This window comes from Vibrio cyclitrophicus, assembly GCF_024347435.1.
Classification (GTDB): domain Bacteria; phylum Pseudomonadota; class Gammaproteobacteria; order Enterobacterales; family Vibrionaceae; genus Vibrio; species Vibrio cyclitrophicus.
In genome coordinates this window covers 396,400-422,130 of the sequence record NZ_AP025480.1, presented here as the reverse complement: position 1 = coordinate 422,130, position 25,731 = coordinate 396,400, and the positions used below count along the sequence as shown (strand labels likewise).

Sequence of the window (25,731 nt, the reverse complement as noted above, 5' to 3'; positions counted from 1 at the left end):
GCCGTCTAAAAAGCGTTATGTGAATGCGGTAAGTTATGACTATCTAACTTTTCTAATAAATAAAGTACCTATAACTCATAGAAAATGAATAAAATTAAATACTTATATCGTGGTGCAAACGTTGATTTTTATCAGAAGTTCGATGGGAAACTGATACCTAAAAAGCCGAATGAAACTTTTTGTGATGCTGTTTATATGGGGGCACCACATGCCTATATGGGATCTGAAGTTACGATGGGGGAATCGACGATTAATACAGCGATACTCCATCAACTTGAACAAAAAGGGCATCCGACATCTGGTTTGTCATTTACTCCTCATTTTGAACGAGCCAAGTTCTATGCAACTAGAGGGGGTGAGTGTCGTGGTTACGTGTATAAAATAGATGTGAGCAAACTGGAACAGTTTGATGTGTCAATTATATCGGTTAATGAGAATATAGTGTCACCAGCAATTCCAGAGGATGATGAGCATATACTTATTGCTAAAGATTTTGGTGAAATCCCAGCAAGGTTAGTCACTGAGCTGATTAGTGTGTAGGAAAATTCACACACAAAGCATTTGAGAGTGACTCCCAACGCTTGGCATTTTTCATTCCATCGTTGGGTTTAGTGTTTACGGTGGTACAGTTAAGGTTCGTGGTAGCGTTTCTCACCTTAATGCGGCTATGTGTTCGGAGGGAAAGTGAAAGAATTCGAGACAATTATTAAGTCAATAAATATGACCCCTTTGCGAGACGAAAGCTTAGAGCATAGTTGGTCATATGAGAGCAATGTAGCTGAAGTAAATCAGATGTTATCGTACAACTGCCCTGATTCTATATTTAGTGAGATGTTTAAAGTTCAGCTATCGCAGTTGCTTTATCAGCGATATGTTGTCATTGAAAATGAGCCTATATCAGTTCCTATAAGTTCATTGCTACAAACACTTAGATGTGTGGAAAAAGGAACAAAGGTGCGAGGAAAACTTAATAGTATTTCTGATAAAGTCGGATTTGAAGTTCAACATGTACACTTTGGTGAATCATCGTTTATTACTGAAAATTGGTTAAATCACGCTCGTAAAACTAAGCTGGGTAAACAACCACTCAATATTGACAGTATGTACGAATCTCTAATCGAGAGTCGGTCAAAGCCTAAAAAAACGGGTGAATGGTTGGTTTATAGTTTTCAGCATGGGGTCATCAAATTTTGGTGTCTGTGGCTACATGAAGCTGGAGATGACAAATTAGTTGAAACTATCAGACAACACATATAACAAGTGTTTAAGGTTTCAAGATACCTTTTCTAATCTAATTGGAGCGATTTAGTTCATTAAGTCTAAATCGCTTCTGCCCAAAATCGTCACAATCTGAAGTTTAACACGTGGCATTTTCTAGCTCAAAAATCCCTCAAAATGAGACAGAGCAGAATTAAACGTGATTTCAACTTCCACAATTAGACTTACTTTTCCTTATACCTAGCACTTTAACTTTGTGGCCAAATTGTCACATTGACTACAGATTACCTAATCGTTAATTGTTGTTGATAATAAATGACCCGTAGAGATACTTCATCACCATACGGGTCATTTAACTTAGCTCACAGGTTGTAGTGAACTGTCGCTATCATTTATTAATGCTCCCAACTTTTTAAAGAGCTGACTTTCCTCATAATGTTGGTTCTCATAAAAGGCATTCTTTAATTCAAGTAAGGATGCTTCATTTTGGTTCTGCAAATTCCAGCCGTCAGAGCCGAACGACTGACCCAGCAACCAATCAATAACCACTTTTTTGTTGTCTGATAATGCATGGTGAAGTAGGTCTACAGCTTCTTTCGTTATATTAGCATCTAGTAATTTTGGTAAGGTGAACCGTTCACCGAAATAAGTAATGGCTCTGTATTGCCAATCCTTTGGCGTGGTTGACTTAAGTAAACTAGAACTAAGTAAGCGTGCTAGACCGGACTTTTTATGACCGCTGATAAAGTTAGACAATAGTCTGATGAATTCTATATCAAAGTTATCGTCACATTCCATTACGCCTTTTAAACAGGAATATGTCGGGTCCTGATTTTTCAAAACATATTTTTGTTTCACCATATCTTGTAGTACAAGCGTCGCAACGGTACTAGGCGATCGAATACTTCTCTCCAACCAATCAGAATCACTTAATCCGTCTTCAAAATGTTTATAGAGTTTTTCGATAAACCCATCAGGTCTGAATTCCAAAATGTCATTGACTAACACATCGTCCCAACTTTCGGTTTTTTTTGAATAACTGCTCCAGTCATCCAACCAATGTATTATTTGCTTCGTAGGTGGATGATTAAGGTTCTCTTTTAGGAATACATAACCTCCATTTACGAATTCAGCAATGTTGAGTTCGTGAATACGCTTTTTATCGAGTAGTTCACCTAGATTAGTTATAAGGTGTTCTGTCATTGAACTGTGTTGACTCCAGGCCATCAGATTTTTAACTGAACAAAATACGAGATAATCGGTTAAGTATGTGGTGAAGCTAGGGATTGCACTTAGTTCTTTAGCTAGCCAAACGACCACTTGCTGATTTTGACGCTGGTTCGATTGTGGCCCGACTTGAACAGTGATATTAGTCGTCAGCGTACTATAACTTTTAATGATAGCTGCTGCGGTAAGGGCCAGATATTGTGCTTGGTCAGTTTCGTTTTCCCAACTATTTTCCCGAGTGTTTTTTCCATAATAATTAATAAGCTTCAAGGCAAAAGGTTCTGAACTTGGATCATGCCATTCATCTGTAAAAGGGGCTAAGCTCATGCAAATATCAATATCTTGAGTGGTAATGTCTAATCCGGAGATGAAATCTTGTCTCGTTAACTTGCTTAACTTACCAATCTTTAGGGTTGGTCTTATCATATCCAAAAGCGAATAATCATCGTTTAGTGCCATGTGACGACGGCAGGCTAATTTCACAACAGATGAAGAATCCATATCGGATAATAGCTCCTCCATATTCCATTTCGTGAGCTTCTTTTTAGCCGAATACAATGCTAGAACAAAGAATTCAGGCGTTAGGTTATCGATAAATCCTGGCGTGTTGCCAGTAACTTCAAAATACGAATAGCATTGTTCAATGTGAGAAACCAACTCTTGCTCTGAAGATAAGAAGTCGGTCTGCTTAGATTTATCTAGTAGAGGAGGCAACTGAGAAAACAAATGCTCTATCGAGGACTCCCAAGTATTTTGTAACGCTTTAATAGCGAAATACTCGATGCCTACATTCGCTTTTTGAAGAGTCAGATAACTATCAACCAGCTCCCCATCAAACTCATCCTTGTTATGTAGGTTCGTTACTATCTCATGGTTAATTGACGGAAGAATCTTCTCCAATAGAGCTAAACCACTATTTTCATTTGCCAGTTTCGCTGCAATCTTAATTAGGTCGGTAGGATCAGATTGTTCTATTTGTTTATTCACAAATAGATTAAACCCGAGCAGTGGTTCCAATTCAACTAAACGCTTTGTATCATGCGCAGAAAATGCAGATCTGATTGGCTCGGAGATCAACTCACTTTCAGCAATATCAAATGTTGTTTGGAAGTGTAAGGCGGCTAGACGTTTAGCCCAAAGTTCTTCACGACCGACATACTTAAGTAAAATCCTATGACTCGAAGTGACTTCATCATAATATTTACGGTCACTAATGTTAGGTTTGCTTACCAGTTCCTCTAAACTTATACCGTTATCTTTGTGACCCATTAAGTAAACAGCACATGATATGCCATCAAGATCAGAGTTAAGTTCTGGACATGAATCCACCTTTGTCGCGATACGGTTTATAAGGCTCTTGAGATATCGTGGTGTTATCTTACTACGCCATACATCAATAAGCTCTTTAACACCTTCGCAGCCGGTCATATCAGGCAGGGTTTCGTTCCAATATATCTCAAACTGATCACGCCAGCCCGTCGACACAATTGGGGGGGCTGTAAATGGGATGGGGATTCGCTTAGAAATATACTCCTTTCCGGCATTTAAATCTTCACCATCTAATGCTTTTGCTAAGTGCTCTTCTGAATAAGGTAAGAGCACTCGAAACTTAGGATTCCCGAAAGACGCTAGAATTTCGATATCACTCCATAATTCTCGGGCAATATCAGGTGTGACTCGATCAATGTTATCAATGACTAAAATCAGAGTTTCATTTTCCGGAATAAGTGCAGTGAAAGTGTCGAATGCCTCTTTAAGTTCCATTGCTCCAACGTCTCGAGTAATGTCGATTGTTTCACTAATGGTATCTTTGCTATTACGTTTTACAAGATCACCTAAAGAAACATCGCTTTTCAAGAGTTTTAAAATTCCGTAAGCGATTGCAGGGCTTAAAGTGAGTAGAATAGACACGATCCCAGCTAATGAATCAGGGGCCCCAATTGATGATGAGACTTCGCCCACTGACTTATCCGAATTAATCCTGCCCAATTCAGAAAGAATATAGGTTATAGCTGGTTTTACTTGGAACGCCGACACACCAAGAGAGAACATGAAAGATATAGCAAGCAACGAAATATGACTGTTGGTATCCTTAGTGTATTGCAACCGTTTTCCAAGGGCGACCTCGACAGCCTGTGTCAATTTACGCTTACTTGTACTGTTACTACCGACCATAATGGAGAGTTCGGTCTCAATGGTTTTAATTAAAGCTGGTTTTAAATTTGAGTGATAACGATCGGCATCAAATGTCACCATGTGACAATTGTGAGCTTCAATGGTTTCTCTGACCATTTCGATTACGGTCGATTTACCTGCGCCTAGGCTTCCTTCCACGCCGATAATGTGTTGTGAAGAATCGTTCAATATGACGTTAGAAATTGCCTTAGCAACGGTAAAATGACCTTTACCTACAAATGAATCAACCTTTTCTGGCTTCTCACTTTGATATTGACGAACATTACCCATTCTGCAAGCTCCAACTCGTATGATGAAACCAATATCATACCAGACTTTTCATTGACTTAGCTCGCATTTACCCATGCTACAGGTAGGGGCTAAACAATAGTGCATAAAGATATGCTCGCCACGAACTAAATTGGACACTTAACGAAACGAGTTCTGATAATAAAAGTTATCCGCTTTTATCTAATTTAAGTGACTACTCTAAGAAGGTTTGTCCAAAAACAAATTCAGCATCCATAAGCACAAATAAAAGCGGACTCGAAACCTTTAAATATATTACTTTAGGCTCGGTGTCCGCTTTTGACATACGTAGAGACAACATCTCGATGCAACACCTGTGGTTTTTTATCTCTCGCCAACCTTGTGGAACCAACGTTTGATATAAGTCTTGAATTGCTTGCGACCAAAGGAATCGTAACCGCCTTTCTTGGCTAAATCATTGCGGAAGCAAGACCGCACGTAGTTACGTAGATAAGCGCTGCCTTTCATCGGACCATACCTTTCCTCGTATTGATAAATACTGTCTTCCAGCACAGCCAAATATGCACTCATATTGCCGTTCTTAAGTTCACTTGTGTTGTGTTCGATAATATTACTGAAGTTTTCCATGACCTTATCCTTAATGATTAATTAAAAGTAATTCCTGTACAGCGAAGTGCTATCTAACAGGGTTATTACTTTGTTAAGAGTTACGGACAAAACTTGAAATACCGTAAGAGGCTTTTAGTTACCTCCGCAGTCTGCACTACTTGACCATATGGTTTGTTCTTGTCGATATAAAAAAACAGAAACATGCGTCCCTGCTTTATTGATTAACTAGTCCTCCAGTACCTCATCAATCAAAATTCCTGCTGAAAATCCGCAGATTGTCCCAATTAACATTCCATATGGCCCACCAAATCGAAGGCCTATAGCACCACCAAGCTGAGCAGCTTTAAATCCTAATTCCTTCCTACTTTTAGATAGAGTCTCTGATCCTTTTTGTGGTTCAGAATAGTTGTCTTTATCCACGTACTTACTCCTTTTCTGTAGATACGAAAAGGGCCATGCTCAATGAAGAACATGACCCTTTAGAGTTTTGTTAATGCAGCTTTAGTGAGAGTGACCACACACCTGACAGCTACCATCATCATATGCACGTTCACCACATGCAGGACAGGTTGTAACGAGTATTGTTATGGATTTAATCGCCATGTAAAGGCTCCTTCTTGTTGGTTTATTAGGTGTTGCGGAGCTCATTGATGTCTCAGCCTAGAGAGTTCCAATTTCGAAACTGAGATATCGAGATCCAAGCTCCGCAACAAAACTTATTGTGCTTTACCTTTCGGGGTATCTGAGGTGCATTGAGTTACATCAGTGACATGACCATTCATTGTTCCGCAGACATCGGCTTTCCATTGCACGATGACACCGTAAGATGATGTGTTCTGAATACCTGCTTTACCATTCCATTGAGGCTCTAGCAGCTCTTTCATTTTCGAGATATCGCCCGGATTACCACCGAACGTACCACCTGCGAATACCGAAGATACGAATAACGAAGTTAGACCTAGCAGGATGATTGATTTTTTCATGGTTGTTTTTCCTTAAATACGTAATGACGCCACCGATAAAGACGGCGTTAACGTGATTGATGATTAGTTTAAAGAGGGTGAACGACAGGGTGTGTCGCTCAGATGTAGAAATATTGAAATGATTGATGAATGCCTTGTAAGGCATACCTAGAGGTAGCTAATGAAAGCTATAGCAACATCAGTAACCTTATGAAAATTCGCTAGAAATAATCAGGTTCTTTCTCAGTGCGACACCACCTGACGAGCGACCTATCTACAATGCATAGAATGAAAGAGCATGACAAACTAGCGAAACGACTTGGCATCATCCTGACCCGTTTGAATACAGGTGAGAAGTTGCATCTGGACGATTTAAGTCGTGAATTTGGGGTAGCGAGAAGGACGTTAAATCGTGACTTCAATGAACGGTTGAACTACCTACCTATACAACGTGATGGTGCTTGCTACTCGTTAGACCCTAAGTTCTTAGGCAGACAGACCAATAATGAGCTATCTCTCCTGCTGTTAAACATGGGGTTCGATACTTTGTTTTCGGGTAAGCACTATCTAAGCAATGGCGTATTGAACAACAAAACCACACCACCCTTTCTCTTCAAGAACCCAAAAGTCGAGGACATCAGTGAATGTGCTTCAGTGTTCGAGAAACTTATCGAATCGATACAGCGACGAAACGTGATCAGCTTTAGCCATGAAGGGAAAACCTACGATGAGTTCCACAGCTACAAACTGTTGAATGAACGTGGATTGTGGTTCATTGTCGGGACACAGAGAAACCGCCTAGAGTCTCTCAGAGTGGCTAAGATTCGTGAGCTAGTGCGTTACGAGGACAAATATTCTCCTGACCCTAGCGTTGAGCAGAAGCTAACTGGTTGTGAATATGAAGAACCTTTACTCAATCCCATTGAAGTGGTTATACAGATGAGCGCTAAAGGCGTAGAAGCCTTCTTAAATGAAGGTAACGCTGATGACTTCCAAGTATTGAAAGACCTGGATTCAGGGGATGTGTTCATTAGTCACCAAACCAAGAACATTCCAGAATTATTACGCCAACTTAAAACGTGGCTACCTCATGCAGAGGTGCTCTCACCTGATTGGATACGTTACTTGTTGAAGCAAGAGCTCCAAGCGTATTTAGATTCAACCCAGTAGAAGGCACTAAGCTAATTGAAGTACGTTGTTGGGCTTGTTGATGGTTCGTTGAGATGAAATGCAACCACCAAAACATAATGTCGTTTCGGTTCTCTGTTGTAGTCACTCCATATCATAAAGAAACAACTATGCAGCGGTTTTTAAGCTTTCGATGTTAGATATGGGAACTGGGGTGTTTTACCAAACTTAGAATCGATACTAACTAAGGGAAGACTCGAAACGATGCTGTTTTTCACCGAACGTAACTAAACTAATCAATAACAGCCAGTCAGCTGGTTGAATATATAGGGGAATATTTAAGAACTGTAAGACAGAGATAGCTTCATACAAGTCATTCTCTCGGTATTTCCCATAGAATTGCAGACCTTAACTGTTCCCATTGCTTCTACATAGCAATGGGAGCAGTTAACCACCTATCAACCAAGTAAACTCGTTAAAATTAGCTCTCCCTCACTTGATGCTTTCAACTTGATTCGTTAGTGATGGACTAATCCACCGTAACTTTTATCTCATCAAAGCAATCCATTCCGATGTAGCTTAGAAAGTTGGATTCCCACATCGAATAGAACTCCATTACCTCACTACTTGTTATTGATAATTCCGGAACATAGGAAAAACTCGCTGTCCCGCATCCGAAGTTGAAATCCACCTCTTTAACCAGTTCGGGATATGGACCACCGCAATACGCAAAGTCAGTGATGTAATCAAATACCCATTGGTCATAGAGTCGAACAAGCCTGATTTCAACAGGATGAAAACCGCCGTCCTCAGAGGTGTAGCTTTTATCTCGGAAGCTAATCACGACCGATTGGATCATAGGTGTCCATTTGCCTGATTCGCTAATCACTCGGTTTAAAGTATCTTGAAGATCCACGCTTACTGGCAGCAGCAAGCGCTCAACGTCAAAAGTTAAGTTCATAATAAATTCTCTTTTAGTTTGTTAGGGATGCACTCTTGGGTAGTGTGCGGTATGAAAGTTCGGAAGTGGCTTGGTTCGAGGTGAGTATTCTGATCTCGTCATTAACTCTTCCACTGATAACTCAAGAAATTTGAAATCCGTCGAGTAGTAATATTAGTGATGACCGTATTACTCATCGTCCGTTGACGGTAATCACCTGATGAAGTAAACAGATTACAACTCATCGGCTTAGCAAATTTCTTCTGTCGTCTTACTGTCTGGTAGGGTTATTTTTTCTTAGATGTGGTTTGAGATTTGGCGAGTGCCAGTAATGCACTTTTCTTATCTTCGAAGTCTGTTGAAAGTACATGTAAGTAGCGTGATGAATCCGTTTTTGATGCTAAACCTAAGTCCCTAATTATCACGGAACAGAACGAATGGTTGTTTGCTGAACCTCCATTAAACAACTGCTTGTACAGCTGACTTTTCCATGGTTTATCTTTCTGCGCTTCTATAAGTGAAAGCATGGTATTTACGGATAGCCACTCTTTTGAATGAAGTCCTGCGCCACCTTCCTGCCCTGTGATCCTGAAGTAGAGTTGCTTTTCTTCATTATGCAACGCCACTTCGTACAAGACCTTGCCACTCCCTGCTAGTTTCGGCGCTGCACCTGTTAATACGATTTGTTCGAAATGATTAATCTCTTGGTGCTGCTCATCTTGAGTGCCAGCATTAGGGAAGTCTGGGTCTACTTTGCGTTGGTTCATAGATATTCTCCTGTCGGTGATAATGTGAAATATTGCTGCGTGAGTGACTACTCGCCATCAACCTGAGTCAATAGCGTCTGAATTGGATGGAGCTGGTTACTGGTATATCCGGCTAGGTAACAGCCTGAGCCTTGGTCGTTAAGTACACCTAACGCTATGACCATAGAGCCGATAAGCAGCACGTACTCTGGGTGATTAGTGACGAAATCAATCATAAGCTTGGTTTGTTCATCCATATGATCGAGGTCTTGATTGGTATCGCTCTCATCGAACAAAATCAGAGTGATGCCTATTTCGTCCCAACTTTTCTCCAAATCATTCAAATCTCCATCTGTCACTTCAGCTAAATGACCAATTAGATTTTCCTTATCAGAGTTCGCCATTTTCAATGCCATTAACTCCGTAAAAGTTTTTATTACCTGCATGTATTTCCCCTTATTCCAGATACGAAAAAAGCCCCTACTAGCTAGAGCCAGTAGGGGCAGATATGTAATTTTTATATATGTTTGATTTTAAGGTTAAAACTATCTAACTGATGCGGTGTGCCAGTCTTGGTGCCTGTTCTTTCAATACCGAAGACAAAGTGTCCGAGCTATTGAGCAGCTTTTCCTTAGAATGCTTAACATACCTCTGCGTACTACTTAAATCCTTGTGGTTCATTAAACGCTGTACAGTCAGCACATCGACATTATTCTCGATTAAATTTGTCGCAAAGCTATGACGGGCAACATGAAAACAAACCTCTTTCGGATTCTTAATCCCTGCCCTCTCCTTAATTCGAGTAAAAGCATTTCTAGGCTGTGAGATATGGCTTCTCTCCTTTCGACCAAAGAAGACATATGGATTACCTTTTTGTCTCATGTTCAATAGCTCCCGGAATAACTCAACCATGAAGGGGGTTAATGGCACCGTCATACTTGTGCCATTCTTGGTGCTTTCTACAAACATGGTTTTATCAATCAGGCTGATACTCCGCCACTTAACCGTACGCAATTCGGTATCTCTGCATCCTGTAAGGAAAAGTAGAGAAATGAAATTACCCGTTACCCTGCAATAGTAATCTCGTGATGTACGTATCACTGCTGCTGTTTCTTCCATGGTTAAGTAGCGAGTTCTCATGTTATCTGGATTGATAAGCGAAACCTTATCGCCGATATAGGGTATGTCTAAAAGGCGGTATGCTTCCTTTAGGATGGTTTTCATCAAGGCAATAGTACGATCGACCGTGGCTGCTGCGTACTTCTTACCGGGGCGATACTCCGTAGCTAATAGCTTTGCTTGAACTTGATGAAGATGGACGCCAGTAATTTTATCGATAGGCTTCGTATGTAAGTGCTTCCAGTGCTCAAACCTCGCAATATCATCACGCCACGTTTTCTTACCTTTGCTTTTCTTAGAAACAATAAAGGTATCGTGAAAGAAGTCGTACAAGGTCGGTACTTGAGTTTCGACTTGCTTATCTCTTTCAAGTTTCGGGTCAATACCATCGGCGATTTGTACCTTTAACTTACGCGCTTTGTTGCGAACCGTAGGTAAGTCAATATCTGGCCATTGACCGAGTGCAATGCTGGATTTATTTTTTGAGATTGGCGATATAAACCGTAGTAGGAAGCGCTTCTTACCAGATTTACCAATAAGCAATTTCAAGCCCTGCACTTCGGTATCAGAGACTTCATTGTTGGTGGATTTAGACCGTCTATCGTGGGGTGGAATGTTGTTAAGTTTAGTTGGGGTAAATTTGAATAGTTTACTCATGTGAATACCTCAGTGGTTAACCGAAATATTCATATATATTTTCAAGTTATGCAGGTGCGGAAGACTTTAGTTTGAGGTTGTGACTCGTTTTTGCCCCATTGTTTGTTTCGTCAAAAACCTAAGCTTATAGCAAGCTGAATTTTGACCAAATCTAACTAATCTGACACCTACGCTCGCAAAGTATGAAAAACAGGCCTCATTTCCATTTCCCTGTACCCACTCTATTGTCCGGCAACTTGTCTTTCAATTTATATATCAAAAATTCCTCTAAGGCTGAAGCTTCAAAAAATAGTTCATGAGGCACCGCCCAAGTAACAACTCCTGTTGGCGGTTTACTCCAGACATGGCTGGTATTTGGTACTGCTGATTTTCGGTCTTTACTATATTTAAAATAGCTACTTAATCTATATCCTAAAATTTGAAGAGATGCTTTACCTATGTAGAGAACTTCATCACCTGAGAGTATTGCATATACACCAGGATAATCATTATTCGGCCAAGTTTGTGGCCAACAATATTCATTGTTATTGGTTGTACTTTGATCTGGAGATAGTTTGTACACCCTACTTTTACGGATTTTAGAGAACTCTTCTCTACGGTATTTTTCGGTAAACTCAGCAATTATCACTTCGATTTCGTGTAACGTTGCCATAAATAACCCTTCTGTATTTTTGAGTGAGGAATAGATGTTTTCTGATTTAATATTCAATCCAACTGATATCTATGTTGTCTTGTACTGGATATAAGATTTTTACTCGACAGTCTTTTAGGTTTAAAGTTTTAACTAAGTATTCGAACGAATCGATGCCTACATTAACACCGATAGTTATAGTGACCAATTCCATGTTAATGGTTTTAATCTTCTTATAGACAAGGGGTTGAAGTCGGTTGAGGCTCTTGTTGGAAATTTTTATCCGGCCAGCCGAGGTCGCCTTTCTGACGTCATTGCATCGCTCAAGGTTATCGAACTCTATCATTCCCTCCCAGTCTCGTATTGAAAGTTTTGACTTGTAATAGCGAAGTAGTTTAGGTGATGTGTGCTGTTTAAATTTCATATGACCTCCGTGAGTGGTTGTCATATAGAGGGTGAGATCCCATTATGGGGGGTGGGGAGAGTAAACATATTTGATAAAACATCGATTTGTCCAGAAACGTGCTAAACCACCTGAAGGCATTACCATCCGGTACATTTTAAGTTAAGCAGCTCTCCAACTAACATGGGGCTCCTCAGCTTTTCTTTGTGTTTTCAAGTTGCACAGGAGTGGGAGTTATTAGATAGAGACTTGTGGTTAGTTTTGTCCTCACAACTGGTTTATTCAAAAACCACCGTTCTTAATTAGTTGGTTTTTGGTTGTAAAGCAGCATGAAAGTATCTAAAACCGAAGCTAAGATCACTTAATAGGGTCTGAGGGCTATTTTTGATAGCTAACCTTCCTAATTGAATAATGAATACATATTTTAGAGTTTAAACGTCATTTAATGACGAAAGTTAGATTTTGTACTAACCTATTGTGAATGAATAATAAATTGTGCTTTGTTAGAGGAGGCAACCCTACAGAATGGAATTAGATGATGATCAGGTTATGTATCTCTTTGAACAATATTTAAAATGTACTCCAGAGCAAAAACAGATCTTATCTGAAGAGATTTTCAAAGTATTCTTGGAGAAATCTCGAACTAATGATGATCAGCACCCACAATACTGGAAACCTCCTAGCTAGTTGAACATAAGTTACATTGTGTAAGTAGTCGAGTTACCTTAACTGCACTTCAACTATCAGGGAAGGAACCTCAGTTGTCCTTTGCCATACGACAGTAGCATGACAGTACTCTTTCGGTTTTTCTGTCTTGAACATCTAGCCATCAAGCCTTGAAGATATTCCAAATTGAAAACACAGTAACGCTTTTCGGTTTGCTGCTTTGACCGTAGTGACTAGTAAAACTTAGGTTCTGGTTTTGCTGTTCTATGTTGAAGTTGGACAGGAAGTTGGCAGTAAAAGAAAAATAAACAAAATTAAGAAGGGTTATTTTGAAGTGTGATGGAGGTTGTATTTTCACATATTCTGAACATAGAAAAGCCCCGATAAAAATCGAGGCTTTTCATAAAAATTCTTTATAAATCAGTAACTTAGGAATTTTTGAATCCGTCGTGTATACCAATTTCACCATACCGGCATTATCTTGGGGCATTGCCCTTTCGATGTCTGGCATTATACGTATGCGAACTGATGTGGCAAGTATAAAAACTTGAATTCATGTGTGTTTGCCGATAATTTCGCCACTAAGTCATAAGCTGTGCGTTATGTCTCTTTTCACGCTAAGCCTTAAACTATATTCTGACGCCTCAATTTTTGAAGAAGTAATAACACAATGACATCAACAAACACTCTGCCACCAGCAGGAGTAATGCGCCGATTTGGTGCTTTGTTCTATGACGCCCTTATTGTAATCGCTATTGAAATGTTGGCAGCTGGCGTTATTGTCGCTCTGCTGCACGCTCTAATGGCTCTTGGTATTTTTAACCATAGCGGATATGCAGATGTTAGTGACTTCTTAACAAACCATCCGATTTGGAGCCCAGCGTATACTTTTTACTTAGTGGTCGTTTGGGTTTACTTCTTTGTGTTCTTCTGGACAAGAGCAGGACAAACTCTGGGAATGAGAGCCTGGAAGCTACGCGTTCAAAACAAAGACGGTTCAGCTATTACAGTAACTCAGGCGATGATTCGTTTGGGTACTTCAGGTTTTGGATTGGCAAACCTATGTGTTCCATTCGATCCAAAAAAGCGTGGCTTTCACGATATCTGGGCAAAGACCGAAGTCGTTGTGTTACCACAAGCACGATAGCGTGATTTAAGTTAGCTCTAATCAAGATCAAAAAAGGAAGGCGTTATACCTTCCTTTTTTCTATTTACAGTTTCCGCCTCAAGAGCATGACTGCTATTCCGAGGAATACCACACTCGGAGCTAGCGCACCAAAAGCGGGGGGAATTTGATAAACCAAACTCACTGGACCAAAAAACTCACTGGATATGTAGAAAGTAAAACCTGCGATAACACCAGAAAGAATCCTAGCACCCATGGTCACACTACGTAGAGGGCCAAAGATAAACGATAATGCCATCAGCATCATGACCGCTATCGAGATAGGCTGAGTTATCTTTCGCCATAACGCCAGTTCATAGCGTGATGCATCTTGTTCTGAAGCTTTGAGATAAGAAACATAATCATACAATCCACTTAATGAAAGCTCTTCTGGTTTAACCGTTACTATCGCGAGCTTATCCGGTGCTAATGATGTCTTCCAAGAATAAGTTGGCAGGCTTTCTTTAGTAATTTGAAGTTCGTTTTCAAAAGACGTGATCTCTACATTTTTCATCGTCCACACGTTATCTCCAACGTAATCAACTTCGTCAGAGTAAATAGCGGTCTTTAGAGCTTTATTCTCATCAAAGCGCCACATGTTCATTCCATATAGCTTCTCATCATCAATTTTGACAATGAAGATAAAATCATTGGCATCGCGAGCCCATACACCACTTTGAGTCGAGATAATATTACCACCAGCAATTGATATGGTTCTTAAGTCACGAGCCATTTTCTGTGCTTGAGGTGCGCCCCACTGACCAAGCAATGTCACAACGATCATCAGTGGGATTGCGGTTTTGAGTACCGATAGGCCGATATCTAACTTAGAGAAACCCGCAGCCTGCATTACAACGAGTTCAGAACTTGCAGCAAGCATACCAAGCCCGATCAATGCGCCAAGCAAAGCGGCCATTGGAAAGAACATTTCAATATCACGTGGGATACTCAACAAAACGAAATACAGCGCTTGTAATAGATCGTATGTACCGCGACCAACCTTTCTAAGTTGCTCTACGTACTTGATGATCCCAGAGAGGCCAACAAACGTCACCAATACCAATGACGTCGTTGCGATGATGGTTCTGCCTATATATAAATCGAGAATTTTAAACACGGCTTAAGCCAACCTCTTATTCTTGAATTTTTCTTTCAAACGCCTTACTGGCACACTATCCATAAAGTTTGCACCAATCGCGACAAGTAACAACAACGCATTTATTGGCCACATGCCGACTACCGCGGGAATACTCCCTTCTTCAATCGAAGATTTGGTTGCACTGATTGCTAAGAAGTAAGTTAGATAAATCAGTATAGCTGGGCCGATTTTGGCGAAACGACCTTGTCTAGGGTTTACTGCAGACAGTGGCACAACAAGCATGGTCAACAATGGAATACAAAGCACCAATGAAATTCGCCACTGCAATTCTGCTTTCGCACTGTTTTCTGGATTACCAATCAGATCGAGCGTAGGAATGGCTTCCCAGTCACGGCCTTTCTTCTCAACTTCACGTTGGCCAATCAGGCCTTCGTACTCTTCAAAGTGTGTCACCATATAATCAAGACGAGTTGGAACACCTTCATGACGGGTACCATCGTACATCACAATCACTTGTCGACCATCGCTAAGCTCTTTTACGTCTCCGGATTTAGAGAACATTACACTAGGTAACACTGAATCACGTGGGCGCATTTGAGCTACAAACACATTTTCTAACTTATTACCGTCGATGTCATCGATGAAAACGACTGAAGAACCATCAGGAGTGCCTTCAAACTTACCTTTTGGCAGTAAATCCACACTGTTCTCTGCAGCCACTTCTTCATACATTTGCTCAACTTTATCTTGCGACCAAGGAGACAGCCAAAATGAGTTAAAAGCAGCAACAGATGCTGTGATTAAGGCCAAGTAAAGTGCAGATTGAATAAGGAATTTATTACCAATACCAGTCGCGTTCATTACGACTATTTCACTTTCAGCGTAAAGGCGACCAAAAGTAAGTAAAATACCAATATAGATACTGAGTGGAAGCATCAATAAGCCCATCGCGGGCATATTTAAGCCAACAATCGACAATATGAGGCTCGCTGGGATATCACCATCAGAGGCGTCCGCTAAAACACTGATGAATTTTTGGCTGAGAAACACGAGAAAGAGAACAAAAAAGATCGCAAATTGGCTCTTGATTGTCTCGCGGATCAAATATCTAACAATAATCACGCTCAAATTACCTATACAAAACTTGTTTTTTTTGATTGAATCACTATAATTTCCCGTTGAACCTTTTATTTTTTTAAATTTTTAGCTAAGTGTTAGCGTTCTTCTTTAAGGTTAGTTCCATTATAGGATCCAACAAGTAAGAACCCATTATCTAACATTTAGTTCGATTTGTCTTCAGGATGTAGGAGTACGCATGGAGTTCAGTGTAAAAAGTGGCAGCCCAGAGAAACAACGCAGCGCATGTATCGTTGTCGGTGTATTCGAACCGCGCCGCCTTTCTCCAGTCGCCGAGCAATTAGATAAGATTAGCGATGGCTATATTAGTTCACTGCTTCGTCGCGGTGATCTAGAGGGTAAACCTGGCCAGATGCTACTACTGCATCAAGTACCTGGTGTACTTTCAGAACGTGTTCTACTGGTAGGCTGTGGTAAAGAGCGTGAGCTAGGCGAACGTCAATACAAAGAAATCATCCAAAAAACCATCAGCACACTAAACGAAACAGGTTCTATGGAAGCAGTATGTTTCCTTACAGAACTTCACGTTAAAGGTCGCGACACTTACTGGAAAGTTCGTCAAGCTGTAGAAGCAACTAAAGATGGCCTTTACACGTTTGACCAATTCAAGAGTAATAAGCCAGAGACTCGTCGCCCACTACGTAAATTGGTATTCAACGTACCTACACGTCGTGAATTGAGCCTTGGTGAGAAAGCTATTTCTCATGGCCTTGCTATTGCTTCAGGTGTGAAAGCATCGAAAGATCTAGGCAATATGCCACCGAACATCGCAAACCCTGCTTACCTTGCATCTCAAGCTCGTCGCCTAGCTGACGATTATGAAACTGTGAAGACTAAGATCATTGGCGAAGAAGAGATGGAAAAACTGGGTATGACTTCATACCTAGCAGTAGGCCGTGGCTCTAAGAACGAATCGATGATGTCTATCATGGAATACAAAGGCGCTGCGGATCCAGACGCAAAACCTATCGTCCTAGTCGGTAAAGGTCTTACTTTCGATTCAGGCGGTATCTCACTTAAGCCTGGCGAAGGCATGGATGAGATGAAGTACGATATGTGTGGTGCTGCCTCTGTATTCGGTACAATGAAAGCATTGGCGAAACTTAACCTGCCAATCAACGTTGTTGGTATTCTAGCGGGTTGTGAAAATATGCCTGGTAGCAACGCTTATCGCCCTGGTGACATCCTAACTACGATGTCTGGTCAAACCGTTGAAGTATTAAATACTGATGCAGAAGGTCGTTTGGTTTTATGTGATGCTCTAACTTACGTTGAGCGTTTTGAACCTGATTGTGTTGTCGACGTTGCGACACTAACTGGCGCATGTGTTATTGCTCTAGGTCACCACATCAGTGGTGTTCTATCAAACCACAACCCACTATCTCATGAACTTGTTAATGCTTCAGAGCAAGCAAGCGACCGAGCATGGCGTCTACCTATGGCTGACGAATACCATGAGCAGCTAAACAGCCCATTCGCTGATATGGCGAACATCGGCGGCCGTCCTGGCGGCACAATTACTGCTGGTTGCTTCCTGTCTAAATTCACTAAGAAGTACCACTGGGCACACATCGACAGTGCTGGTACGGCGTGGAAGTCAGGCGCAGCGAAAGGCTCGACAGGTCGTCCTGTCTCAATGCTTGTCCAATTCTTATTGAACCGCAGCGGCCAAGAGACTGAAGAGCAATCTTCAAAATAGTAAAAAGGGCCTACGGGCCCTTTTTTAATAACTGCTATTTGTTAGAGTCTGTAGACCAAGTAATATTGAGGTCCACAATTTTCAGTTCGAGTGTTAAGTATGCAAACTGCCACTTTTTACATAGTGCCTTCAGACAGTCCGCAAGCCCGCGAAGATGGTTTTACTCACTATGTGCTGTTTCTTGTTCAGCACTTTGCAAAACAAGGCGCTAAACTTTATCTCAACTGTAATGACAAAGAGCATGCCGAACGTATTGCGGAAGTTTTCTGGCAAGTTGAACCCAGTGAATTTATGGCACACAACTTGGTTGGCGAAGGACCAAAGTATTCAACCAACGTCGAAATCGGCTACCAAGGCGTAAAACATAATTGGAATCGTCAGCTAGTAATTAATCTGGCCGATAATCATACAACCTTTGCGAACGCCTTTGCTCAGGTGATAGACTTCGTGCCTTGCGAAGAAAAAGCTAAGCAACTCGCTCGAGAAAGGTATAAAATTTACCGTCAAGCTGGATATCAGCTACAAACTATCGAGATTCAACATCCATAGTCAAACGTCATAGTTAAAGCTCTCTTTGACTTTAAACTCAAGAAGCTTCACTTATGAAGTTTGACCACGATTAACCATTCACAGTATCCGTTTAAGAGCACTATGGAAAAGACATACAACCCAACATCAATCGAACAAGCTCTGTACAAGACTTGGGAAGAGAAAGGCTACTTTAAGCCACACGGTGACACATCAAAAGAAGCTTACAGCATCATGATCCCGCCACCGAACGTCACTGGCAGCCTACACATGGGTCACGCGTTCCAAGATACGATCATGGATACGCTTATCCGTGCTCAACGTATGAAAGGCAAAAACACGCTTTGGCAAGTGGGTACTGACCACGCTGGTATCGCAACTCAAATGGTTGTTGAGCGTAAGATCGCTGCTGAAGAAGGCAAAACAAAACACGACTACGGCCGTGAAGCTTTCATCGATAAAATCTGGGAATGGAAAGGCGAATCGGGTGGCACGATCACTCAACAACTTCGTCGTCTTGGTGCATCTGTAGATTGGGATCGTGAACGATTCACTATGGATGATGGCCTATCGGCTGCGACTCAAGAAGTGTTTGTTCGTCTATACGAAGAAGACCTAATCTACCGTGGTAAGCGTCTAGTAAACTGGGATCCTAAACTTCACACGGCAATCTCGGATCTTGAAGTTGAAAACAAAGACAAAAAAGGTTTCATGTGGCACTTCCGCTACCCGCTAGCGAACGGTGTTAAAACGGCTGATGGTAAAGATTACATCGTTGTAGCGACGACTCGCCCAGAAACCATGCTTGGCGATACTGGCGTTGCTGTTAACCCAGAAGATCCTCGTTACAAAGATCTTATCGGCAAAGAAATCCTACTTCCTGTTGTAAACCGTCTTATTCCTATCGTAGGCGATGAGCACGCAGATATGGAAAAAGGCACGGGTTGTGTGAAGATAACTCCAGCTCATGACTTTAACGATTACGAAGTGGGTAAGCGCAACAACCTACCAATGATCAACATCCTAACGTTCAACGCTGATATCCGTGATGCTACTGAAGTCTTCACAACGAACGGCGAAGAAAGCGATGTTTACTCAACGGACATCCCTGCTAAATACCAAGGCATGGAGCGTTTTGCTGCACGTAAAGCTATCGTTGCTGAATTCGATGAGCTTGGTCTTCTTGAAGAGATCAAAGATCACGACCTGACTGTCCCTTACGGCGACCGTGGTGGCGTGGTTATCGAACCAATGCTGACTGACCAATGGTACGTGCGCACAGCACCTCTTGCAGAACCTGCGGTTAAAGCGGTTGAAGATGGCCAAATCCAATTCGTACCTAAACAGTACGAAAACATGTATTTCGCGTGGATGCGTGACGTGCAAGACTGGTGTATCTCTCGTCAACTTTGGTGGGGCCACCGTATCCCAGCATGGTACGACAACGATGGTAAGGTTTACGTAGGTCGCACTGAAGAAGAAGTTCGTGAAAAGAACAACCTAGCGCCTGTTGTTGTACTTAAGCAAGACGACGACGTACTAGATACTTGGTTCTCTTCTGCACTTTGGACATTCGGCACGCAAGGCTGGCCTGAAGATACTGAAGCACTAAAAACATTCCACCCATCTGAAGTACTAGTATCTGGTTTTGATATTATCTTCTTCTGGGTTGCTCGTATGATCATGATGACCATGCACTTCGTGAAAGACGAAGATGGCAAGGCTCAAGTACCTTTCAAAACCGTTTACATGACAGGTCTTATCCGTGATGAAAACGGCGACAAGATGTCTAAGTCGAAAGGTAACGTACTTGATCCAATCGACATGATTGACGGCATCGGCCTTGAAGAGCTAGTAGAGAAGCGTTGTGGCAACATGATGCAACCTAAACTGGCTGCTAAGATCGAAAAGGCTACACGTAAAACTTTCGAAGATGGTATCGAACCATACGGTACTGATGCATTACGTTTCACTCTTGCTGCTATGGCTTCAACTGGCCGTGATATCAACTGGGACATGAAGCGTCTTGAAGGTTACCGTAACTTCTGTAACAAGCTATGGAACGCAAGCCGTTACGTACTGATGAATACAGAAGAGCACGATTGTGGCATGTCACTGTCTGTTGAAGACCGTGCAAACATGGAATTCTCTCTAGCAGATAAGTGGATTGAATCTCAGTTTGAAGTTGCAGCGAAAGAATTTAATGCTCACCTAGACAACTACCGTCTAGACATGGCAGCAAACACGCTTTACGAATTCATCTGGAACCAATTCTGTGACTGGTACCTAGAGCTAACTAAACCGGTTCTTTGGAAGGGTACTGAAGCTCAACAACAAGCGACCCGTTACACTTTGATCACGGTTCTTGAGAAAACACTGCGTCTTGCTCACCCAGTTCTTCCTTACATCACTGAATCTATCTGGCAGAGCGTTAAGCCACTAGTAGACGGTGTTGAAGGAGAGACAATCATGACTCAAGCACTTCCTCAGTTTAATGAAGCTAACTTCAATGCTGAGATCGTTGACGATATCGAATGGGTTAAGACTTTCATCACTGCTATCCGTAACCTACGTGCGGAATACGATATTGCTCCTAGCAAAGGCCTAGAAGTGATGATCAAAGTCGCTGATGAGAAAGATGCTGCGCGTATCGAAGCAAACAAGATCGTTCTTACTTCTCTAGCGAAACTAGATGACATCAAAGTACTGGCTGATGGTGAAGTGACTCCAGCTTGTGCAACGAAGCTTGTTGGTAAATCTGAATTGATGATCCCAATGGCGGGTCTTATCGACAAAGATGCTGAACTTGCTCGTCTAGATAAAGAAGTGGCTAAGACTCAAGGCGAAATCAAACGTATCGAAGGTAAACTAGGTAACGAAGGTTTCGTTGCTAAAGCACCTGAAGTTGTTATCGCGAAAGAGCGTGAAAAGCTTGAAGGCTACCAAGAGACTCTTGTTAAGCTTGAAGAGCAAAAAGCGACCATCGCTGCGCTTTAACTGATTGAACGAGAAAGCTTCGAACTTCTCGATCTAAATAGAAAGGTTGGTCCTCGTGACCAGCCTTTTTTTATGCCTCTGATTCCAATATATCTTGCTCGCCACACTTATTGATAGGTTTCATCTATCGAATCAATCCTTACAACCCACTTTAATTAATGATAATAATTCTCAATAATAGTTCTATCAAAACAACAAAACGATTGAGTAATTATCATGAAAAAGACACTAACCTTTGCCGCATTACATTTTACTATCGCATTTAGTGTCGCTTACGTACTAACGGGCGACATCTTGATTGGTAGCTTAATTGCCATGATTGAACCCTCCGTAAATACAGTCGCTTTTTATTTTCATGAAAAGGCTTGGGCTCAAATTCCAGCACTTAAAGCTCGCCAATTTATGACTAAACTAAAAACAGCAAGCTTTGCCACTATCCATTTTAGTGTTGCCTTTGCCGTTGTCTATTTATTAACTGGTGATGCCTTTATTGGCGGTGTGATGGCCACGCTAGAGCCAGCTTTAAATACAATCGCTTACTATTTCCACGAAAAAGTTTGGTTACGAAAAACAGAAAGCCAAACAACACAATTACAGTTTTGTTTGCACCAACATGCTTAATCACAATATATTGGGCTTCTGATGAGTAACCCATTTTTATAGGCAGAACATGGAACAGATTGCTAACCTCACTATTCGCTCAATTGAATTAGAAGATAATCCAAGCATTGCTAACGTAATTCGCCAAGTTTCTTATGAGAACGGACTGACAGAAGACAAAGGCTATGGCGTAGCAGATCCAACATTAGAAGACATGTTCAGTGTTTATAACAATGAAAGATCGCAATATTGGGTGATTGAGCTTAATGGAAAGGTCGTCGGTGGCGGTGGATTTGCGCCGTTAGCAGGAATGCCCGAAGTATGCGAACTACAAAAGATGTACTTCTTACCAGTAACTAGAGGTAAAGGCTTAGCTAAGAAGTTGGTCAATATGTCGATGGACCGGGCTAAAGGTTTAGGTTATCAACATATGTACTTAGAAACGACAGAATGCCTTAATGCAGCGGTGAAACTTTATGAAAAGCTAGGCTTTGAACACCTGGATTCAGCATGGGGAGAAACTGGCCATGATGCTTGTGAAGTTGTCATGGCCAGATCGTTGTAAAAAGAGTAACTAAGAAATAACTCTTCTAACGCAGGAAGTTACTCACGCAAGAAGCTGGATTCAAGGCCACAAAAGAGCTTTCTTTTTGCCCATCGAGTTCAACTTCTAACGGATACAAATGCTTAGGATTGGGGTTCTCAAGATCAAAACAGATCGGAGCCTCAACCTGGAACACTACGCCAGTATGTTCGGCTCGCACATCTATCGGCATAACTAATGTCATACCATTAAATTTAATAGAAGCCGACACCAACCCTGCTTTTAGTGTCTGATAAATAACATCCACTTTAAACTCACAGCCGCCACCGTGATGCCAAATTTGCTCGGTGACAACTTGCTCTAGCTTGACGTTACGAACAAATTGCAAGTACGGTGCGTGCCAAACCCCGATACGCGAATCAGATTTAGCGACAATTGCTGAAGAGGCTGACTCATCCATGTCCTCTTCAAGCAACAAGCTCTCCTCTTCCTCTAAGAAAAGAATCTCAAAACGATTTCGACCAAGCTGCATATAAGGGCGAATGTCTTTACGGTATTCAGATTCGCTGCCATCACAGTCAAACACAGCAACGCCATTAAGCCGTACTTCTGCAAAGTAATCGACGCCTGCAACCACTAGCTCAACAAACGGGCATGCCAACATGGCATCATCCACTTCAATGTCGTGCATCAAGTGCCATTCTTGCTTTGCAATATCGTCTTCACTCAAGCTATCAGGGAGCTTTGAACTTAACGGAGCAGGAAAGGCAATGTCATCTTGTGGAATAGAAAGATCCGTCAGTGGCGAAATTTGCCAAAGACCATCGAGAGGTAGCCGCATGTCATTCCTTGAGCTAGATCAATTTTGAACGCATTATAAAGAATGAATGCATATAAAGACATTTATTTTTCTGAGGACAAAAAAATGCCAGCTCGAAGCTGGCATTCTTTAAAACTGGGAGAGATTACTCTTCGCCTTCATCATCTTCATCTGGGTAGATAGCATCTTCACCTTCGTAGTAAGTGCCCCACCCGTCATAGATAATGTCAAACTTCTCTGCAAGATTCACAAGCTTCTCAACTTGCTCATCAATCGCTTCTGCATTCAGAGTACACTGCATCGTCGCATCACAACAAAGTAGCTTATTGCCATCTTCGTCTTCTGTCTCTTCAGCTTCAAGAACTTCAAAGCCCATTTTGAAGGCTTCAACAACCGCTTTCTCAAGTACACCGAAATCTTCAGCAAATAGGTGATGCTCGATATCGTATAGAGCTTCAGGATCGCTACCATCTTCAATTAACGCTGTAATGATGTCGCGAGTCTCTTCCTTTTGAAATTCAATTAATTCCGCTACTGATAGATATTCATCTTCGTGAGACATGTGTCTGCTCCAGAGTGTTGACTATGAAAAGATCAAATTTGATTGCCACGAAATATGTCATGGATCGTCCAGAAAAGCCACCTAGATCAGGCTTATAAAGGTAAGTTTCTCGCCGGATAACAAAGGAAATACCAATAAAAAAGTGAAATCAAAATCACAGAAACAAATTTTCAACATATTATTAACCCATGCGTGTTTTAGCATTTCATTTTTATTGCGCTCTTTGCCGAAAGTGAATAAAAACTGCGTGCTTAGTCACACAAAATGCATACTCCTGACAACTTTAGAGTTGCATAAAATCTCGACCTGAAATCAAAAAATGAATAATAGTGAATAAAAAATCACTATTATCAGACAAAAGTCGACTCCAAACTCACAAGGTTTTGAGCATAGATCGTCAAAAAGGTTGTTGGGGAATTACATCTGTTATTTGGGTTAAAATATAAATAAATAGAATATATATGGGATTTAACACTAAATATTCTAGAAACACCTCGTATTAACACAAGCTTTAAAACTTGCATATTACGATCAAGCTTGTCATAAATAGACGCTGGATTAATAGTAAGGATGCAAAATGAGTAAGCTGTACGTTGGCTCCGAAGTCGGTCAATTAAGACGAGTTCTCCTAAATCGACCTGAAAGGGCACTCACCCACCTCACCCCTTCTAACTGTCATGAGTTACTCTTTGATGATGTACTTGCAGTAGAAGCCGCAGGTGAAGAACACGATGCCTTTGCGACAACACTTCGTAACCAAGACGTTGAAGTGTTATTACTGCATGACCTACTGGTTGAGACACTTGCTGTTGCTCCAGCTCGTGAATGGTTGCTTAATACTCAAATATCTGATTTTCGTTATGGTCCAACATTTGCGCGTGATTTGAGAGAATATCTTGCTCAAATGGACAATGAGCATTTGGCTACCATCCTACTTGGTGGTTTAGCTTACTCTGAGCTTCCTATCAAATCATCTTCAATGCTACCGAAGATGCATCGCCCACTCGATTTCGTTATCGAACCGCTCCCTAACCATCTATTTACACGAGATACCTCATGTTGGGTTTATGGAGGCGTCTCTCTTAACCCGATGATGATGCCTGCTCGTCAACGAGAAACAAATCACTTACGAGCAATATACCGCTGGCATCCTGTCTTCGCTGGCCAAGATTTTATTAAGTATTTCGGTGATGAGGATCTTCACTACGATAACGCAAATATTGAAGGCGGCGATGTCCTAGTTATTGGTAAAGGCGCCGTGCTTATCGGTATCTCAGAGCGAACTAAACCACAGGGTGTCGAAAACCTAGCAGCGAGTTTATTCAAATCGGGTCAAGCAAAAGAAGTCATTGCAATTGATTTACCAAAGCACCGCTCTTGCATGCACCTTGATACGGTTATGACTCATATGGATATCGACACGTTCTCAGTCTACCCAGAAATTGTTCGCAAAGACTTAGACACCTGGCGCTTAACGCCAAAAGAAAATGGCGAGATGCGTGTAGAAAAGGCTGACAACTACCTTTCTGCTATTGAAGGTGCATTAGGACTCGATCAACTGAAGATTATAACCACAGGTGGTGACAACTACGAAGCTGAACGTGAACAGTGGAATGACGCAAACAACGTACTTACCGTGAAACCAGGTACGGTTATCGGTTATGAGCGTAATGTTTACACCAATGAGAAATACGACAAAGCAGGAATCGAAGTACTGACGATTCCGGGCAACGAACTAGGTCGTGGTCGTGGTGGCGCACGCTGTATGAGCTGCCCTATTGAAAGAGACGGGATTTAACTCAAGTCGTTCAGTAAAGCGAACAGATAAC

General features: G+C 41.5%; 24 protein-coding genes. 10 read left to right on the top strand and 14 right to left on the bottom strand.

Features of this window, described 5'->3' with window-relative positions; translation table 11 throughout:
• The first annotated feature begins 84 nt into the window (after window positions 1-84).
• Both OCW38_RS02015 and OCW38_RS02010 read left to right on the top strand, forming a co-directional pair.
• A complete protein-coding gene (locus OCW38_RS02015; protein ID WP_261894925.1) occupies window positions 85-540 on the top strand; it encodes a hypothetical protein in 456 nt (151 codons plus the stop codon).
• A gap of 144 nt (window positions 541-684) precedes the next feature.
• Window positions 685-1,257, top strand: coding sequence for a hypothetical protein (locus OCW38_RS02010; protein ID WP_261894924.1), 573 nt, complete (start codon window positions 685-687; stop codon window positions 1,255-1,257).
• A gap of 318 nt (window positions 1,258-1,575) precedes the next feature.
• On the opposite strand, the gene OCW38_RS02005 is transcribed toward OCW38_RS02010, so the two are convergent.
• The 4 genes from OCW38_RS02005 to OCW38_RS01990 form a co-directional block, all read right to left on the bottom strand.
• The gene (locus OCW38_RS02005; RefSeq protein ID WP_261894923.1) at window positions 1,576-4,911 is read right to left on the bottom strand and encodes a KAP family NTPase; all 3,336 of its coding nucleotides are present in this window, start codon (window positions 4,909-4,911) and stop codon (window positions 1,576-1,578) included.
• Window positions 4,912-5,253: 342 nt separating this feature from the next.
• On the bottom strand, window positions 5,254-5,517 hold the full coding sequence (locus tag OCW38_RS02000; RefSeq protein ID WP_171351402.1) for a hypothetical protein: 264 nt from the start codon (window positions 5,515-5,517) through the stop codon (window positions 5,254-5,256).
• 207 nt (window positions 5,518-5,724) lie between these two features.
• Window positions 5,725-5,919, bottom strand: coding sequence for a hypothetical protein (locus OCW38_RS01995; protein ID WP_010434944.1), 195 nt, complete (start codon window positions 5,917-5,919; stop codon window positions 5,725-5,727).
• A 296-nt stretch (window positions 5,920-6,215) separates the two neighbouring features.
• Window positions 6,216-6,482 carry a hypothetical protein gene (locus OCW38_RS01990; protein ID WP_261894919.1) on the bottom strand — a complete coding sequence of 89 codons (267 nt, stop codon included), beginning with the start codon at window positions 6,480-6,482 and terminating at the stop codon, window positions 6,216-6,218.
• 267 nt (window positions 6,483-6,749) lie between these two features.
• On the opposite strand from OCW38_RS01990, the gene OCW38_RS01985 reads away from it, so the two are divergent.
• The gene (locus tag OCW38_RS01985) at window positions 6,750-7,631 is read left to right on the top strand and encodes a WYL domain-containing protein (protein ID WP_315974571.1); all 882 of its coding nucleotides are present in this window, start codon (window positions 6,750-6,752) and stop codon (window positions 7,629-7,631) included.
• Window positions 7,632-8,118: 487 nt separating this feature from the next.
• Here OCW38_RS01985 and OCW38_RS01980 read toward each other — a convergent pair whose 3' ends face one another.
• The 6 genes from OCW38_RS01980 to OCW38_RS01955 all read right to left on the bottom strand — a co-directional run bounded on the left by OCW38_RS01980 (window position 8,119) and on the right by OCW38_RS01955 (window position 12,106).
• Window positions 8,119-8,550, bottom strand: coding sequence for a DUF2787 family protein (locus OCW38_RS01980; RefSeq protein ID WP_146441142.1), 432 nt, complete (start codon window positions 8,548-8,550; stop codon window positions 8,119-8,121).
• 266 nt (window positions 8,551-8,816) lie between these two features.
• On the bottom strand, window positions 8,817-9,296 hold the full coding sequence (locus OCW38_RS01975; protein WP_261894915.1) for a hypothetical protein: 480 nt from the start codon (window positions 9,294-9,296) through the stop codon (window positions 8,817-8,819).
• A gap of 47 nt (window positions 9,297-9,343) precedes the next feature.
• The gene (locus OCW38_RS01970) at window positions 9,344-9,721 is read right to left on the bottom strand and encodes a hypothetical protein (RefSeq protein WP_146441171.1); all 378 of its coding nucleotides are present in this window, start codon (window positions 9,719-9,721) and stop codon (window positions 9,344-9,346) included.
• 103 nt (window positions 9,722-9,824) lie between these two features.
• Window positions 9,825-11,051, bottom strand: a complete 1,227-nt coding sequence (locus OCW38_RS01965; RefSeq protein WP_261894913.1) for a site-specific integrase — start codon at window positions 11,049-11,051, stop codon at window positions 9,825-9,827.
• A 196-nt stretch (window positions 11,052-11,247) separates the two neighbouring features.
• A complete protein-coding gene (locus OCW38_RS01960) occupies window positions 11,248-11,703 on the bottom strand; it encodes a GIY-YIG nuclease family protein (protein ID WP_146442951.1) in 456 nt (151 codons plus the stop codon).
• 46 nt (window positions 11,704-11,749) lie between these two features.
• Window positions 11,750-12,106 (bottom strand): hypothetical protein, encoded by a 357-nt coding sequence (locus OCW38_RS01955; protein WP_146442954.1) that lies wholly within the window; start codon window positions 12,104-12,106, stop codon window positions 11,750-11,752.
• Window positions 12,107-13,421: 1,315 nt separating this feature from the next.
• Between OCW38_RS01955 and OCW38_RS01950 the strand changes: the two genes are divergently transcribed.
• A complete protein-coding gene (locus tag OCW38_RS01950; protein ID WP_010435000.1) occupies window positions 13,422-13,898 on the top strand; it encodes an RDD family protein in 477 nt (158 codons plus the stop codon).
• Between the two features lie 64 nt (window positions 13,899-13,962).
• Here the strand turns inward: OCW38_RS01950 and lptG are convergent, their stop codons facing one another.
• Together lptG and lptF are read right to left on the bottom strand one after the other, a co-directional pair.
• A complete protein-coding gene (lptG, locus tag OCW38_RS01945) occupies window positions 13,963-15,033 on the bottom strand; it encodes an LPS export ABC transporter permease LptG (protein WP_010435002.1) in 1,071 nt (356 codons plus the stop codon).
• A 3-nt stretch (window positions 15,034-15,036) separates the two neighbouring features.
• On the bottom strand, window positions 15,037-16,137 hold the full coding sequence (gene lptF, locus OCW38_RS01940) for an LPS export ABC transporter permease LptF (RefSeq protein WP_010435003.1): 1,101 nt from the start codon (window positions 16,135-16,137) through the stop codon (window positions 15,037-15,039).
• Window positions 16,138-16,330: 193 nt separating this feature from the next.
• Between lptF and pepA the strand changes: the two genes are divergently transcribed.
• The 5 genes from pepA to OCW38_RS01915 all read left to right on the top strand — a co-directional run bounded on the left by pepA (window position 16,331) and on the right by OCW38_RS01915 (window position 22,541).
• Window positions 16,331-17,851: a leucyl aminopeptidase gene (pepA, locus tag OCW38_RS01935; protein ID WP_010435005.1), complete on the top strand. Its 1,521-nt coding sequence runs from the start codon at window positions 16,331-16,333 to the stop codon at window positions 17,849-17,851.
• Window positions 17,852-17,950: 99 nt separating this feature from the next.
• A complete protein-coding gene (locus OCW38_RS01930) occupies window positions 17,951-18,400 on the top strand; it encodes a DNA polymerase III subunit chi (RefSeq protein WP_010435007.1) in 450 nt (149 codons plus the stop codon).
• A 102-nt stretch (window positions 18,401-18,502) separates the two neighbouring features.
• Entirely contained in the window at window positions 18,503-21,376 is a 2,874-nt protein-coding gene (locus OCW38_RS01925; protein WP_261894908.1) for a valine--tRNA ligase, read from the top strand.
• 216 nt (window positions 21,377-21,592) lie between these two features.
• Window positions 21,593-21,997: a DUF2061 domain-containing protein gene (locus tag OCW38_RS01920; protein ID WP_010435010.1), complete on the top strand. Its 405-nt coding sequence runs from the start codon at window positions 21,593-21,595 to the stop codon at window positions 21,995-21,997.
• Between the two features lie 49 nt (window positions 21,998-22,046).
• Window positions 22,047-22,541 carry a GNAT family N-acetyltransferase gene (locus OCW38_RS01915; protein WP_010435013.1) on the top strand — a complete coding sequence of 165 codons (495 nt, stop codon included), beginning with the start codon at window positions 22,047-22,049 and terminating at the stop codon, window positions 22,539-22,541.
• Between the two features lie 25 nt (window positions 22,542-22,566).
• Here the strand turns inward: OCW38_RS01915 and OCW38_RS01910 are convergent, their stop codons facing one another.
• A complete protein-coding gene (locus OCW38_RS01910) occupies window positions 22,567-23,361 on the bottom strand; it encodes a glycosyl hydrolase 2 galactose-binding domain-containing protein (protein ID WP_010435015.1) in 795 nt (264 codons plus the stop codon).
• A 124-nt stretch (window positions 23,362-23,485) separates the two neighbouring features.
• Window positions 23,486-23,902 carry a ribonuclease E inhibitor RraB gene (rraB, locus tag OCW38_RS01905; protein ID WP_010435017.1) on the bottom strand — a complete coding sequence of 139 codons (417 nt, stop codon included), beginning with the start codon at window positions 23,900-23,902 and terminating at the stop codon, window positions 23,486-23,488.
• A gap of 577 nt (window positions 23,903-24,479) precedes the next feature.
• Between rraB and arcA the strand changes: the two genes are divergently transcribed.
• Window positions 24,480-25,700, top strand: coding sequence for an arginine deiminase (gene arcA / locus OCW38_RS01900; RefSeq protein WP_010435019.1), 1,221 nt, complete (start codon window positions 24,480-24,482; stop codon window positions 25,698-25,700).
• Window positions 25,701-25,731: the final 31 nt, after the last annotated feature.